The sequence below is a fragment of the Pseudomonas sp. GM50 genome (assembly GCF_000282375.1).
GTDB lineage: Bacteria > Pseudomonadota > Gammaproteobacteria > Pseudomonadales > Pseudomonadaceae > Aquipseudomonas.
In genome coordinates this window covers 91,198-105,963 of the sequence record NZ_AKJK01000040.1, presented here as the reverse complement: position 1 = coordinate 105,963, position 14,766 = coordinate 91,198, and the positions used below count along the sequence as shown (strand labels likewise).

The 14,766-nt window shown below is 58.7% G+C and carries 13 protein-coding genes; 5 read left to right on the top strand and 8 right to left on the bottom strand.

Features of this window, described 5'->3' with window-relative positions:
* Positions 1-223 precede the first annotated feature (223 nt).
* Both lexA and sulA read left to right on the top strand, forming a co-directional pair.
* On the top strand, positions 224-832 hold the full coding sequence (gene lexA, locus PMI30_RS23515) for a transcriptional repressor LexA (protein ID WP_007907770.1): 609 nt from the start codon (positions 224-226) through the stop codon (positions 830-832).
* A gap of 10 nt (positions 833-842) precedes the next feature.
* Entirely contained in the window at positions 843-1,316 is a 474-nt protein-coding gene (gene sulA, locus PMI30_RS23520; protein WP_008007086.1) for an SOS-induced cell division inhibitor SulA, read from the top strand.
* 93 nt (positions 1,317-1,409) lie between these two features.
* Here the strand turns inward: sulA and PMI30_RS23525 are convergent, their stop codons facing one another.
* The 6 genes from PMI30_RS23525 to fadB form a co-directional block, all read right to left on the bottom strand.
* Positions 1,410-1,643 carry a hypothetical protein gene (locus PMI30_RS23525; protein WP_008007084.1) on the bottom strand — a complete coding sequence of 78 codons (234 nt, stop codon included), beginning with the start codon at positions 1,641-1,643 and terminating at the stop codon, positions 1,410-1,412.
* 141 nt (positions 1,644-1,784) lie between these two features.
* Complete coding sequence (locus tag PMI30_RS23530; RefSeq protein WP_008007082.1) at positions 1,785-2,309, bottom strand: DUF6586 family protein; 525 nt, start codon at positions 2,307-2,309, stop codon at positions 1,785-1,787.
* A 138-nt stretch (positions 2,310-2,447) separates the two neighbouring features.
* A complete protein-coding gene (gene topA, locus PMI30_RS23535) occupies positions 2,448-5,075 on the bottom strand; it encodes a type I DNA topoisomerase (RefSeq protein ID WP_008007080.1) in 2,628 nt (875 codons plus the stop codon).
* A gap of 114 nt (positions 5,076-5,189) precedes the next feature.
* The gene (locus PMI30_RS23540; RefSeq protein ID WP_008007078.1) at positions 5,190-5,426 is read right to left on the bottom strand and encodes a DUF1653 domain-containing protein; all 237 of its coding nucleotides are present in this window, start codon (positions 5,424-5,426) and stop codon (positions 5,190-5,192) included.
* Between the two features lie 98 nt (positions 5,427-5,524).
* Entirely contained in the window at positions 5,525-6,700 is a 1,176-nt protein-coding gene (gene fadA, locus PMI30_RS23545; protein WP_008007076.1) for an acetyl-CoA C-acyltransferase FadA, read from the bottom strand.
* Positions 6,701-6,730: 30 nt separating this feature from the next.
* Entirely contained in the window at positions 6,731-8,878 is a 2,148-nt protein-coding gene (gene fadB, locus PMI30_RS23550) for a fatty acid oxidation complex subunit alpha FadB (RefSeq protein WP_008007074.1), read from the bottom strand.
* A gap of 390 nt (positions 8,879-9,268) precedes the next feature.
* On the opposite strand from fadB, the gene PMI30_RS31490 reads away from it, so the two are divergent.
* Complete coding sequence (locus PMI30_RS31490) at positions 9,269-9,427, top strand: hypothetical protein (protein ID WP_177318832.1); 159 nt, start codon at positions 9,269-9,271, stop codon at positions 9,425-9,427.
* 83 nt (positions 9,428-9,510) lie between these two features.
* On the opposite strand, the gene PMI30_RS23555 is transcribed toward PMI30_RS31490, so the two are convergent.
* The gene (locus PMI30_RS23555; protein WP_008007072.1) at positions 9,511-9,948 is read right to left on the bottom strand and encodes a hypothetical protein; all 438 of its coding nucleotides are present in this window, start codon (positions 9,946-9,948) and stop codon (positions 9,511-9,513) included.
* 104 nt (positions 9,949-10,052) lie between these two features.
* Here PMI30_RS23555 and PMI30_RS23560 point away from each other — a divergent pair, with 104 nt between their 5' ends.
* Positions 10,053-10,490: a universal stress protein gene (locus PMI30_RS23560; protein ID WP_007907790.1), complete on the top strand. Its 438-nt coding sequence runs from the start codon at positions 10,053-10,055 to the stop codon at positions 10,488-10,490.
* Between the two features lie 191 nt (positions 10,491-10,681).
* On the opposite strand, the gene PMI30_RS23565 is transcribed toward PMI30_RS23560, so the two are convergent.
* Positions 10,682-12,601 carry an ATP-binding cassette domain-containing protein gene (locus PMI30_RS23565; protein WP_008007071.1) on the bottom strand — a complete coding sequence of 640 codons (1,920 nt, stop codon included), beginning with the start codon at positions 12,599-12,601 and terminating at the stop codon, positions 10,682-10,684.
* Between the two features lie 213 nt (positions 12,602-12,814).
* On the opposite strand from PMI30_RS23565, the gene PMI30_RS23570 reads away from it, so the two are divergent.
* Entirely contained in the window at positions 12,815-14,743 is a 1,929-nt protein-coding gene (locus PMI30_RS23570) for a transglycosylase SLT domain-containing protein (RefSeq protein ID WP_008007069.1), read from the top strand.
* Positions 14,744-14,766: the final 23 nt, after the last annotated feature.

Here is a 14,766-nt window from a genome sequence, read left to right as displayed (position 1 = left end):
TCCGCCTGACAAACACTTGTTTGAAACATACGTTTCAGCCCTGGCCTTGTCAAGTCTGGCGGTTCGTTTTGGGAATGGTCGGTCAGGTATTTAACCATACAACAGTGCCGCTTCAATCGGCGAGCGAAATGACCGTCCAGCGCCGGGCAAAAAAAGGGGCATTGCCAAGACCGGTTCACTGTATATAATCCCAGTCACTGTATAAAAAGACAGAGCGATCAATATGCTAAAGCTGACGCCACGCCAAGCAGAGATTCTGGCCTTCATCAAACGTTGCCTCGAAGACAACGGCTACCCGCCGACCCGCGCGGAAATCGCTCAGGAACTGGGGTTCAAGTCGCCCAATGCGGCGGAAGAACACCTCAAGGCGCTGGCCCGCAAGGGAGCGATCGAGATGACCCCGGGCGCCTCCCGCGGCATCCGCATCCCTGGCTTCGAAGCCAAGGCCGACGAGTCCAGCTTGCCGATCATTGGCCGGGTGGCTGCCGGTGCGCCGATCCTCGCCCAGCAGCACATCGAGGAATCCTGCAACATCAACCCTTCGTTCTTCCATCCTCGCGCGGACTATCTGCTGCGGGTCCATGGCATGAGCATGAAGGACGTCGGCATTTTCGACGGCGACCTGCTGGCCGTCCACACCACCCGTGAAGCCCGTAACGGTCAGATCGTGGTGGCGCGGATCGGCGACGAAGTGACCGTCAAGCGCTTCAAGCGCGACGGCAGCAAGGTTTGGTTGATTGCCGAAAACCCTGAATTCGCCCCTATCGAAGTCAACCTGAAAGATCAGGAACTGGTTATCGAAGGCTTGAGTGTCGGCGTGATTCGCCGCTAAAGGAGGCTTTATGCAGTTCCCACATACCTCACAGCAAGCCCAACTGCCGTTGTTCGAGGCGTTCATGGCGCAGCCATTGGCGCCGATCCTGAAAGACGTGGTCGAGTCGCCCTGGAGCGCCGAGCCCGAAGTCTTCAGCGAGCTATCACTGCGCGGCGCGGCCGGGAACTGCCTGAACCTTTTGGCACCGATTCTCAGGGAACTGAGTCAGGATCAGGATGCACGCTGGCTGACACTGATCGCCCCACCCGCCAGCCTGACACAAGCCTGGTTACGGGACGCCGGCCTGAACCGTGAACGCATTCTGCTCCTGCAACCGCGCGGCACGCAGAGCGCTCAGCAGTTGACTTGCGAAGCCTTGCGACTTGGCCGCAGCCATACGGTCGTCAGTTGGCTTAACCCGCTAAGCACATCGTCGCGGCAACAGCTAATCAGTGCCGCCCGTATCGGGGATGCGCAAAGTCTGAATATTCGACTGGGTTAACTGACAAACACGGTGCGCGCTGAACAGCGCAGGGCTTCTCCAGGGATAGAGAAGCCGATCTGTAGAGGTATCCGAAGAATCCGACGGGCGGGATCAATGAAGAACCCGTGACCCCTCTTCCTTATCAAATTCGCCTTCAACCAGGCGTCCTGCCATCTGAACACCGACGCTCAACATCGCCTTGGCGACTTCCACATGCTGGCCTTGCAGGAAAACCTTGGCATCCTCGGAGAAATCCAAAGTAACCAGAGAACCCTCGTCCTCAGCCCTGCGCAGCTCGATTCGGCCGTCTGGTAACTCGACAATTTCTAGAAAGGACGTTGGCATAAAGGTCTGTTCTCCACGAAAGGCGGGGATTATATAGGCATCAGCCAAGCTTCGCTCGGGATCTTGACCAGATGCCATCACGAAGAGAAATTTCTGACAACACGCTTCCTTGAGCGGACCCTTCCCTAAACACTCAATCTTTCAGCACTCGTTCAACCCTTCGCGAAACCGAATAGCCAAGCCTTTGAGGTTCTGACGCCAGCTCTCCAGCTCTTGCCGACTCAGCTCTTCCGGCGCCTCCTCTTCATCCAGATTAACGGCCAGAATGAGCGGCTGCGTCACATCACCCTTGGGCTTGTGCGGCGCGCGAGGCGGCTGAAACAGTGCGGCATGGGCCGACAGCAGCTTGGCCAGCCAGGTTTCAGGGTTTTGCGCCAATTCAACCATCTCGGCCATTTCCGGTATAGCGATGGTTTCCAGCACTTCGCGGATCAGCAGCATCTCTGCCCGCGGCGCATTGGCCTGAGGCAGGCGATAGAAACCGGCGATTTCATGGCACAGCCCCAACAGCGCACCGTACAGGTGAAACAACGCTGATTCGCGCCCGGCCTGAATCAGCGCGAGGGAGTTCATCGCCCGCCCCTCTTCGGCTTTGGCGAGCGCTTCCAGCGACAGGCCGGCGAAATAAATTTTCTGGTTGGTACGGGTATAGAGTTCGTGGGCCATGACGGCAGCCTCCACAACGAAATAATTGCTTCACGCAGGTCAGACAGTGTCGTGGATCACCTGAGCTTCCCGCAAGCCCAAAACAAAAGGCCGCATGAAAACCCGAGGGTTGTCATGCGGCCTTTTGTGTACAGCCTTTTAAGCCTTGGCTGCTGGACGCTTGTCTTCAACCGTCCACTTGCCGCCATCGTAGTACGCCTTCCAGCCAGTCGGCTTACCGTCGACTTCTGTCTGCACGTACTGCTCTTTGGTCTTGCGGCTATAACGGATCACTGCCGGGAGACCGTCCGGGTCTTTCTTTGGCGCTTCGCAGAGGAAGTGGTACTTCGGATCGATCTCATCCTTGTGCGGCACGATCTCCATGACCAATGGAGCACGGGTCTCGCGGTTTTTCGGGAACTGGCTGGCCGCCAGGAACAAGCCGGAAGCACCGTCGCGCAAGATATAGGTGTCGTTGACCTTTTCGCATTTGAGCTCAGGCATCTTCACCGGATCCATCTTCGGCGGCGCCGCGTCACCGCTTTTCAGCAGCTTGCGGGTGTTCTTGCAGGTGGCGTTGGTGCAACCGAAGAACTTGCCGAAACGGCCGGTCTTGAGCTGCATCTCGCTGCCGCACTTGTCGCACTCCAGGCTCGGACCTTCGTAGCCCTTGATGCGATAGGTGCCCTCTTCGATTTCGTAGCCAGAACAATCCGGGTTGTTACCGCAGATGTGCAGCTTGCGCTTCTCGTCGAGCAGGTAGGCGTCCATGGCCGTGCTGCAGATCGGGCAGCGATGCTTGCCACGCAGGACCAGCGACTCGGACTCACCCTCGTCGTCCGCGGCGATTTCATCGCCCGGCACCAGGTTGACGGTGGCTTTGCAGCGCTCTTTCGGCGGCAGGCTGTAGCCCGAGCAACCGAGGAATACGCCTGTCGAAGCAGTACGGATCTGCATCGGACGACCGCACAACACGCACGGAATGTCAGTCATTACCGGCTGGTTGGCGCGCATGCCGCCTTCGGCGCTTTCAGCCACTTCGAGTTTCTTCTTGAAGTCGCCGTAGAACTCGTCGAGGACGTTTTTCCAGTCGCGTTCGCCCTGAGCCACGTCATCGAGGTTCTCTTCCATGCCGGCGGTGAAGCCGTAGTCCATGAGATTGGAGAAGCTCTCGGCCAGACGCTCGGTGACGATGTCGCCCATCTTTTCCGAATAGAAACGACGGTTGTGCAGCGCCACGTAGCCGCGGTCCTGGATGGTCGAAATGATCGCCGCGTAGGTCGAAGGACGACCGATGCCGCGCTTTTCCATTTCTTTAACCAGACTCGCTTCCGAGTAACGCGCCGGTGGCTTGGTGAAGTGCTGGGTCGGATCAAGCTTGATCAGCTTCATCGCGTCGCCCTGGGCCATGTCCGGCAGCACGTCGTCATCGCCAGGCTTGGCAATTTGCGGCATGACGCGGGTGTAACCGTCGAACTTCAGGATGCGGCCCTTGGCACGCAGCTCGAAGTCGCCGGCACCGACGGTGACCGTGGTCGACAGGTATTGCGCCGGCAGCATCTGGCAGGCCAGGAACTGGCGCCAGATCAGCTCGTAAAGCCGCTCGGCATCACGCTCCATGCCCGACAGCTTGCTTGGCTCGGTATTGGCGTCGGACGGACGAATCGCTTCGTGAGCCTCTTGTGCGCCTTCCTTGCTGCTGTAGACGTTCGGGTTTTCCGGCAGGTACTTCTTGCCGAACTCACCTTCAATATAAGTACGCGCCATCGCCACGGCATCGACCGAGAGGTTGGTGGAGTCGGTACGCATATAGGTGATGTAGCCGGCTTCGTACAAACGCTGGGCCATCATCATGGTTTTCTTCACACCAAAGCCCAGGCGGTTACTTGCGGCCTGCTGCAGGGTGGAAGTGATGAACGGTGCCGACGGCTTGCTGCTGGTCGGTTTGTCCTCGCGCTTGACGATGCTGTAGCTGGAAGCCTTGAGCTTTTCCAGCGCGGCCATGGCCTGGGCTTCGTTGAGCGGCTTGAAGGCTTCGCCTTTCTCGCGGGCCACGTCGAAACGCACAGTCGCGCCCTTGGCGGTGCCGAGGTCGGCATGAACTTCCCAGTACTCTTCCGGGTTGAACGCGCGGATTTCACGCTCACGCTCGACCACCAGCTTCACGGCAACCGATTGCACGCGACCGGCGGACAGGCCGCGGGCGACCTTGGCCCACAGCAGTGGCGAAACCATATAACCCACCACGCGGTCGAGGAAGCGACGCGCTTGCTGGGCGTTTACACGGTCAATATCCAACTCGCCCGGCTTGGAGAAGGCTTCCTGGATGGCTTTCTTGGTGATTTCGTTGAACACCACGCGCTTGTAGCGGCTGTCGTCCCCACCGATGGCTTCGCGCAGGTGCCAGGCAATGGCTTCCCCCTCACGATCCAAGTCGGTTGCGAGATAGATGGTGTCAGCATCTTTGGCGAGCCGGCGCAGCTCTTCAATGACTTTTTCCTTGCCCGGGAGGATCTCATACTTGGCTTTCCAGCCATGATCGGGATCGACACCCATGCGCGAGACCAGCTGCTTGCGCGCTTTCTCTTTCGGCGTGAGCACCGGACCTTCACCTGCGGCGGCCTTGCCGCGCTTGGCGGCTGGCTCTTTGCTGGCGCTAGCCGAACCGCTGGTGGGCAGGTCTCGGATATGGCCGATACTCGACTTCACCACGTATTGGTTACCCAGATACTTGTTGATGGTCTTGGCCTTAGCCGGGGATTCCACAATGACCAGCGATTTGCCCATGGATCAGAAAATTCCTGAATTCTAGAAGTGAAAGGCGGTTGGCGCCTGACGCGGCACCGCTATATATAGTGGCTACAAGGTGAGGTCAAGCGCAGGGTTCTGCGCGCACTCCCCTTATGACTGCGGAAAAACGCTCGGTTCGGCTTGCACCAAAGCAAAGCGTGGCACCTGTTCGCCGTCAACCTCGACCGACTCCAGGAACATGCTCAAGGGGCGCACCCAAAAGCCGTAATCGCCATACAGGGCTTGGTAGAAGACCACTTCTTCTTCGGTTTCCGAATGCCGCGCAACAGCGAATACACGGTACTGCGGACCTTTGTAATGTTCGTAGAGCCCAGGTTGTATCGGCATGGTTTGGCCCTCACTCAAATTTTTTCAAAATAAAAACAAAATAAATCCGGAAAAACAAAAACCGGGGCACTTGGCCCCGGCTTCCATCAGCGAAACGCTTAAACGCGTTCGAAGACGGTGGAGATGCCTTGGCCAAGACCAATGCACATGGTGGCTACCCCGAAGGTGCCGCCATTCTGCTTCATCACGTTCAGCAAAGTGCCGGAGATACGGGCACCGGAGCAACCGAACGGGTGACCCAGGGCGATTGCGCCGCCGTGCAGGTTAACCTTCTCGTTCATCTTGTCGAGCACTTTCAAATCTTTCAGCACTGGCAGCGCCTGTGCGGCGAAAGCTTCGTTGAGCTCAAAGAAGTCGATATCGTTGATACCAAGACCCGCGCGCTTCAGTGCTTTCTGCGTTGCCGGTACTGGACCATAGCCCATGATCGCCGGGTCCACACCCGCCACTGCCATCGAACGAATCACCGCCATCGGCTGGATGCCCAGGTCCTGGGCACGCTGCGCCGACATCACGATCATGCACGAAGCACCGTCGGTGATCTGCGACGAAGTACCGGCTGTCACGGTGCCGCCCTTCGGGTTAAACGCTGGCTTCAGAGCCGCCAGGCTTTCCAGGGTAGTTTCCGGACGAATGGTTTCGTCGTAGTCGAACAGTTTCAGGAAACCGTTCTCGTCGTAGCCCTGCATCGGGATGATTTCGTCTTTGAACTTGCCTTCCAGAGTCGCCTTGTGGGCGAGCTGGTGGGAGCGCACGCCAAAGGCGTCCTGTTGTTCGCGAGTAATGCCGTGCATTTTGCCGAGCATTTCCGCGGTCAGGCCCATCATGCCCGAGGCTTTCGCCGCATACAGGGACATGTGCGGGTTCGGATCGACACCGTGCATCATGCTCACGTGCCCCATATGCTCGACGCCACCAACCACGAACACGTCACCGTTACCGGTCATGATCGCTTGCGCAGCGGTGTGCAGGGCACTCATCGACGAACCACACAGACGGCTGACGGTCTGGCCGGCCGCGGTGTGCGGGATCTGCGTCATCAAGGACGCCATGCGAGCGATGTTCCAGCCCTGCTCCAGGGTCTGGTTCACACAGCCCCAGATCACGTCTTCAACTTCGCTCGGGTCGACCTTGACGTTGCGTTCCAGCAATTTGCTGATCAGGTGCGCCGACATGTCTTCGGCACGGGTGTTGCGGTGCATGCCGCCCTTGGAGCGGCCCATCGGCGTACGACCGAAGTCGACAATCACGACGTCTCTAGGATTCAAGCTCATATACTTTCACTCTCGCTCTAGTGTGGGCGCTTAACCGAAGAAGCTCTGACCGTTTTTGGCCATTGCACGCAGCTTCGTGGTCGGGTGGTACAGCGCGCCCAAATCAGCGTACTGGTCAGCCAGGGCAACGAACTCTGCAACACCGATCGAGTCGATGTAGCGCAGCGCACCGCCACGGAATGGAGGGAAACCAATACCGTAGACCAGACCCATGTCGGCTTCGGCGGCGGTTTCGACGATGCCGTCTTCCAGGCAACGCACGGTTTCCAGGCACAGCGGGATCATCATCCAGTTGATGATGTCTTCGTCGGTGACGTCGCGCTGTTCGAACACGATTGGCTTGAGCACTTCCAGTACCGAAGGATCGGCGACTTTCTTCTGCTTGCCGCGCTTGTCGGTCTCGTAGGCGTAGAAACCCTTGCCATTCTTCTGGCCCAGGCGCTTGGCTTCGTAGAGCACGTCGACGGCCGAACGGCGATCGTCCTGCATGCGGTCCGGGAAGCCTTCAGCCATGACGTCACGACCGTGGTGACCGGTGTCGATGCCGACCACGTCCATCAGGTACGCCGGGCCCATCGGCCAGCCGAATTTTTCCATGACCTTGTCGATGCGGACGAAGTCCACGCCGGCGCTGACCAGTTTGGCGAAACCGCCGAAGTACGGGAACAGCACGCGATTGACCAGGAAGCCCGGGCAGTCGTTGACGACAATCGGGTTCTTGCCCATTTTCTTGGCGTAGGCAACGGTGGTGGCAACGGCCACTTCGCTGGACTTCTCGCCACGAATCACTTCAACCAGCGGCATCATGTGTACCGGGTTGAAGAAGTGCATGCCGACGAAGTTTTCCGGACGCTTGAGGGCTTTGGCCAGCAAGGTGATGGAAATGGTCGAGGTGTTGGACGCGAGGATGGTGTCCTCTTTGACCTTGCCTTCGACTTCGGCCAGAACGGCTTGCTTGACCTTCGGGTTCTCGACAACGGCTTCGACGACCAGGTCGACGTGGCCGAAATCACCGTAGGACAGGGTCGGACGAATGCCATTGAGCACTTCGGCCATTTTCGCCGGAGTCATGCGACCTTTATCAACGCGGCCCACCAGCAGCTTGGCGGCTTCGGCCAGGCCTTGCTCGATGCCGTGCTCGTTGATGTCTTTCATCAGGATCGGCGTACCTTTGGAGGCCGACTGATAGGCGATACCGCCACCCATGATGCCGGCGCCCAATACGGCGGCCTGCTTCACCTCTTTGGCGATTTCGTCGTAGGCCTTGGCCTTTTTCTTCAGCTCCTGATCGTTCAGGAACAGACCGATCAAGCTCTGCGCGGCAGAGGTCTTGGCCAGTTTGACGAAACCGGTGGCTTCGACTTCCAGTGCCTTGTCGCGACCGAAGTTCGCGGCTTTCTGGATAGTCTTGATCGCTTCAACCGGTGCCGGGTAGTTCGGGCCCGCTTGACCGGCCACGAAACCCTTGGCGGTTTCGAACGACATCATTTGTTCGATGGCGTTGAGCTTGAGCTTTTCGAGTTTCGGCTGACGCTTGGCCTTGTAGTCAAATTCACCGGAAATGGCGCCCTTGACCAGGTTCAGAGCCGCTTCCAGCAGTTTCTCCGGGGCGACCACGGCGTCGACAGCACCGACTTTCAGCGCGTCTTCAGCGCGGTTTTCCTTACCGGCAGCAATCCACTCGATGGCGTTGTCGGCACCGATGATACGCGGCAAACGCACGGTACCGCCGAAGCCTGGGTAGATGCCCAGCTTGACTTCCGGCAGACCGATTTTGGCGGTATTGGCCATGACGCGGAAATCTGCCGCCAGGCACATTTCCAGACCGCCACCCAGTGCGATGCCATTGATAGCGGCGACAGTCGGGACGTTGAGGTCTTCGAAATCGCTGAAAATCTTGTTGGCTTCGAGGTTACCAGCGACAAGCTCTGCATCCGGCAGCTTGAAGTTGTCGACGAATTCGGTGATGTCGGCGCCGACGATGAATACGTCCTTGCCACTGCTGACGATCACACCCTTGATCGAAGCATCTGCCTTGATGGTGTCTACGGCCTGACGCAGTTCGTTCAGGGTAAGACGGTTGAACTTGTTGACGGACTCACCCTTGAGGTCGAATTTCAATTCGACGATGCCACTTTCAAGAGCCTTAACCGTGATGGCTTTACCTTCGTAAATCATCAACTGATCTCCACGATATGGAAGCTGAACAGTACACGTCGGACGCAGGCGACTGGCTCGGCAAGGACGCTTATCGTCGATGCTACGCCAATTCACCCGGCACACCCGCCAACGCGATAGTCGGGATTCTGTAGGAGCGCTCTGTAATACAAACGCTCAATTCATACGCCCGTTTGATTTGGGTATGTCACCTTCACGGAATTTCCGGCAATTGTCAATCGCCCAAAATGCTGGTTGAAACGCGACTTTCCGGTCACTTCCGTACCACGAAGCCCTGCAACACGCTCATGCATGTGGGGCCATTCATAGAATCAATAGTTAGAAAAGTCGCCCTAATTACCGGCAGCCTGTGTTTAACAAGCTACGCTGGCGGTACCCTGAAGAAAAAATTTGAACGCTTTGACGAATGCCCAGCGTAAGATCAGCCACACAGAATTACCGGCCTGCCTGGCCAACCTCAGCCCGATGATGATATCGGGCTTTTTATTGCCTGCCTGTCAGGCGCTGGCGCTTGCTTTTGTAGGAGCTGCCGCAGGTGCGATCTTTTGATCTTTTGATCTTTTGATCTTTTGATCTTTTTCAAAGGCAAGATCAAAAGATCGCAGCCTGCGGCAGCTCCTACGGGATCGGGCTCAGGCGAGTGCTTTCAGCGTGGCATCGATCTGCTGCAGAACCTCGGCCTCGCCCTTCTCGCCCCAATACAGTGCAATCATTTGCTTGTCTGCTTCGACCTTGTAGACGTTGGCAGGCAATTTCTCGAAATGATTCAGCAGCATTCCATCCTCACAGACCTCCTGCCACTGATTGACCCACACGCCCGGCGCCTTCTGCCAGTAACTCCAGCACGCCGGTCGCGTGCCACGGCGCGGCCGATGGTACTGGGCGCAAGGGCTCGGCGGCTCCTCGCTCAGCCAGTGCGGCCATTCCTGGGGCGCCAGTTGCATGGCCAGGCCAATGCGCCGCGCCTCCATGCGCAGGGCCATGCGCCCGCTCTGGGTGCGAGAGGGTCGCAACCAGGCCAGCGGGCTCAAGACCACCAGCAGGATTGACACCACTATCCAGACCGTCATATCTGTACTCCCGATTCTTGATGAGCCCATTGAGTCACTTTGAAACCAATGCGCTTGAAACCAGCCATACTTACCAATATTGCAATCCTCAGGAGGAGCACCTCATGCCCTACAACCACATTCTGGTCGCTGTAGATCTAACCGAAGAGTGCGATCCTGTAATCCACCGAGCTCGCGAACTCTCTGTGAGCAATGGCGCGAAGCTGTCCCTGGTGCATATCGTCGAACCGATGGCCATGGCCTTTGGCGGCGACGTGCCGATGGACCTTTCCCAGTTGCAACAGCAACAATTCGATCAGGCCAAAGAGCGCCTTGAGCGATTGATCGTGAAATACCCGGAACTCTCCAAGGAATACAGTCACTTGACCTACGGCCAGCCGCGCCAGGAGATTCACCACCTCGCCAAGGAGCAAACGTGCGACCTGATCGTGGTGGGCAGTCATGGCCGACATGGCCTGGCACTGTTGCTCGGCTCCACCGCCAATGACGTACTGCACGGCGCGCCTTGTGATGTGCTTGCGGTACGCCTGATCAAAAGCTGATAACACGGAACAATGTGGGAGCGGGCTTGCTCGCGAAAGCGGCGTGACAGTCGACATCTTTATTGAATGTTAAGCAGCTTTCGCGAGCAAGCCCGCTCCCACAGTGAATCCATGTCGGCGAGTAGATCGTTTTCCATACGAAAAGCCCGGCGCTCATCACTGAACGCCGGGCTTTTTTATCGCCGGATCAATCAGGCATCCAGCTCGGCCCAGCGCTCGACCATCACGTCGAGTTCAGCCTGCAACTGCTCCAGCTGAGCGATCACCGCCGCAGTCTCGGCAGCAGGGCGCTGATAGAAACCGGCATCCGCCATCTGCGCTTCAACCACCACGATCTGCTGCTCCATGGCTTCGATCTGACTCGGCAACATTTCCAGCTCACGCTGCAACTTGTAGCTGAGCTTCTTCTTTGCCACCGGCGCCTCTACTGCCGCAGCGACTGGCGCTGGTTCAGCAGTGACGACAGCCGAATTCAGGTCGGCCTTGCCGGACTTGCTCTCGGTCACGCCCAACAGGCGCGGCGAGCCGCCCTGACGCAGCCAGTCCTGATAACCACCGACGTATTCGCGAACCTTGCCTTCACCTTCGAAGACCAGGGTGCTGGTGACCACGTTGTCGAGGAATGCCCGGTCGTGGCTGACCATCAGCACAGTACCGTTGAAGGTCAGCAGAACCTCTTCCAGCAGCTCGAGGGTTTCCACGTCCAGGTCGTTGGTCGGCTCGTCGAGTACCAGCAGGTTCGCCGGCTTGCTGAACAGCTTGGCCAGCAACAGACGGGCACGCTCACCACCGGACAGCGCCTTGACCGGCGTGCGGGCACGCTGCGGGCTGAACAGGAAGTCGCCGAGGTAGCTCAGCACGTGACGGCTCTGACCGTCGATATCGATGAAGTCGCGACCTTCGGCCACGTTGTCGATCACGGTCTTTTCCAGGTCCAGCTGATGGCGCAACTGGTCGAAGTAGGCCACGTCGATGCGCGTGCCCTCTTCCACTTTGCCGCTGGTCGGTTGCAGACCGCTGAGCATCAGTTTCAGCAGCGTGGTCTTGCCGGTACCGTTGGCGCCAAGCAGACCGATACGGTCGCCGCGCGTCAGGACCATCGAGAAATCCTTGATCAGGAACGGGCCACCCGGGTGAGCGAAGCTCACGTTCTCGAGGACCATCACCTGCTTGCCGGACTTGTCAGCAGTGTCCAGCTGAATGTTGGCCTTGCCGGTGCGCTCACGACGCTCGCTACGCTCAACGCGCAATGCTTTCAATGCGCGAACACGGCCTTCGTTACGGGTGCGGCGAGCCTTGATGCCCTGACGGATCCAGACTTCTTCCTGGGCCAGTTTCTTGTCGAACAGCGCATTGGCGGTTTCTTCAGCCGCCAGAGTCGCCTCTTTGTGCACGAGGAAACTGGCGTAGTCGCCGTTCCAGTCGATCAGACCGCCACGATCCAGTTCCAGGATGCGGGTCGCGAGGTTTTGCAGGAAGGAACGGTCGTGCGTGATGAACAGCACGGCGCCCTGGAAATCCTTCAGCGCTTCTTCGAGCCAGGCAATGGCACCGATGTCCAAGTGGTTGGTCGGTTCGTCGAGCAGCAGCAGATCCGGCTCGGAAACCAGGGCCTGAGCCAGCAGGACGCGGCGACGCCAGCCGCCGGACAATTCGGCGAGGGTCTTGTCGGCCGGCAGTTGCAAGCGGCTCAAGGTGCTGTCGACCAGTTGCTGCAAACGCCAGCCGTCGCGGGCCTCGAGGTCGTGCTGGACATGCATCAGCTTGTCCAGATCGGCGTCGGTGACGATGTTCTGGCTCAGGTGGTGATACTGCGCGAGCAGCTCGCCAACACCGTCCAGGCCTTCGGCAACCACGTCGAACACGGTCCGCTCGTCGGCTACCGGCAATTCTTGCGGCAATTCGCCAATTTTCAGGCCAGGTGCGCGCCAAACAGAGCCCTCATCAGGCTTCTGGTCGCCCTTGACGAGCTTCATCATGCTGGACTTGCCAGTGCCGTTGCGGCCGATGATGCACACCCGCTCACCACGGGCGATCTGCCAGGACACCTTGTCCAACAACGGCATAGCGCCGAAAGCAAGGGACACATCGCTGAATTTGAGCAGGGTCATGAGCTTCTCCAAAAACCGGGCGCGCATTCTACCTGACTTGAGGCTTCAGAAGGCCGGCAATTTCAATGTCGAAGCACTCTGCACAACAATTGTTGCGAACTTGTGCCGACAGCTCGGCAAAGCTTTCGCCCGCTGCTGGCAAAAGGCTAAGCTACAGACAATTCAGTGCCGCTCTTGCCGGCACTTGTCATGATTTCTCTGCCCGGACGTCTCATGCGCAGTCGCCTTTTCAATCTTTTTTCGTGTTTGCTTCTTACAGCCGCTGCCGCTCAATCCGCCCAGGCGGTGGACCTGTCCACCCAACGCCAGTACTACGATGAAGCCAAGCGCGCCTTGGCCAAAGGCGATTCCGGCCCTTATTTCCGTTACAGCCAGGCTCTGAGCGATTATCCGCTGGAGCCCTATCTGGCTTATGACGAACTGACCGCGCGCCTGAAAACCGCGAGCAATGCCGAAATCGAGAAATTCCTCGCCGAACACGGTGACCTGCCCCAAGCCAACTGGATGAAATTGCGCTGGCTGCGCTGGCTGACCGAACGCGGCGATTGGGCAACCTTCGTTAAATATTATGACCCCAAGCTCAATTTCACCGAGCTGGACTGCCTGAACGCGCAGTACCAGATCAGCCATAACCGCAAGGCTGAAGGCTACGCCAACGCCGATAAACTCTGGCTGACCGGCAAAACCCAACCCGACGCTTGCGATGCTGTGTTCGGCATGTGGGCCGCCGATGGTCAACTGACTGAACAGAAACGCTGGGAACGCACCAAGCTCGCCGCCCAGGCACGCAACTATCCGCTGGCCAACAGCCTGATCAATGGCCTGACGACACTTGCCCCGCGCGGTCGACTGCTGGTGGATGTGGCGCAGAAACCCGAGCTGCTCAATCAGCCGTCGCGCTTCACCCCGGCGGATGAACCGATGTCCGACATCGTCAGCCTCGGCCTGCGCCGCCTGGCCCGTCAGGACCCGGACAAGGCCATGGACCTGCTCGACGGTTACGCCAGCAGCATGCACTTCTCCCGCGACGAAAAAGTCGCGATTGCCCGGGAAATCGGGCTGACCCTCGCTCGCCGTTTCGACAGCCGCGCGCTGGACGTAATGACCAAATACGACCCGGAACTGCGGGACAACACCGTTTCCGAATGGCGTTTGCGCCTGCTGTTGCGCCTGGCCCGTTGGGACGATGCCTATGAGCTGACCCGTCGCCTGCCTCAGGACCTGGCCACCACCAACCGTTGGCGTTACTGGCAGGCTCGCAGCCTGGAGCTGGCGCAACCACAGAATCCGCAAGCGCAGACGCTTTACAAGGGCCTGGCTCGTGAGCGCGACTTCTACGGTTTCCTGGCGGCCGATCGCTCGCAGTCCCCTTATTCGCTGAGCAACAAACCGCTGGTGCTCAGTCAGGCGCTGATCAACAAGGTGCGCAATACCCCGGGCGTGCGACGCGCCCTGGAATTCCATGCCCGCGGGCAGATCGTCGACGGTCGTCGCGAGTGGTACCACGTCAGCCGGCACTTCAGCCGTGACGAAATGGTCGCCCAGGCGAAACTGGCTTACGACCTGAAATGGTATTTCCCGGCAATCCGCACCATCAGTCAGGCGAAGTACTGGGACGACCTGGATATTCGCTTCCCGATGGCCCACCGCGAAACCCTGGTCCGTGAAGCCAAGGTCCGTGGCCTGCATTCGAGTTGGGTATTCGCGATCACCCGCCAGGAAAGCGCCTTCATGGCCGATGCACGCTCCGGCGTCGGTGCCAGCGGCCTGATGCAACTGATGCCCGGTACCGCCAAGGAAACCGCACGCAAGTTCAGCATTCCCCTCGCTTCGCCGCAGCAAGTATTCGATCCGGACAAGAACATTCAGCTCGGTGCCGCTTACCTGAGCCAGGTCCACAGCCAGTTCAACGGCAACCGCGTCCTCGCCTCCGCCGCCTACAACGCCGGCCCCGGCCGCGTACGTCAATGGCTGCGTGGCGCCGACCACCTGAGCTTCGATGTGTGGGTGGAAAGCATCCCGTTCGACGAAACCCGGCAGTACGTGCAAAACGTGCTGTCATACTCGGTGATCTACGGCCAGAAGCTCAACTCACCACAACCGTTGGTGGATTGGCATGAACGGTATTTCGACGATCAATAAGCGGTAATACCGGATATGTAGGA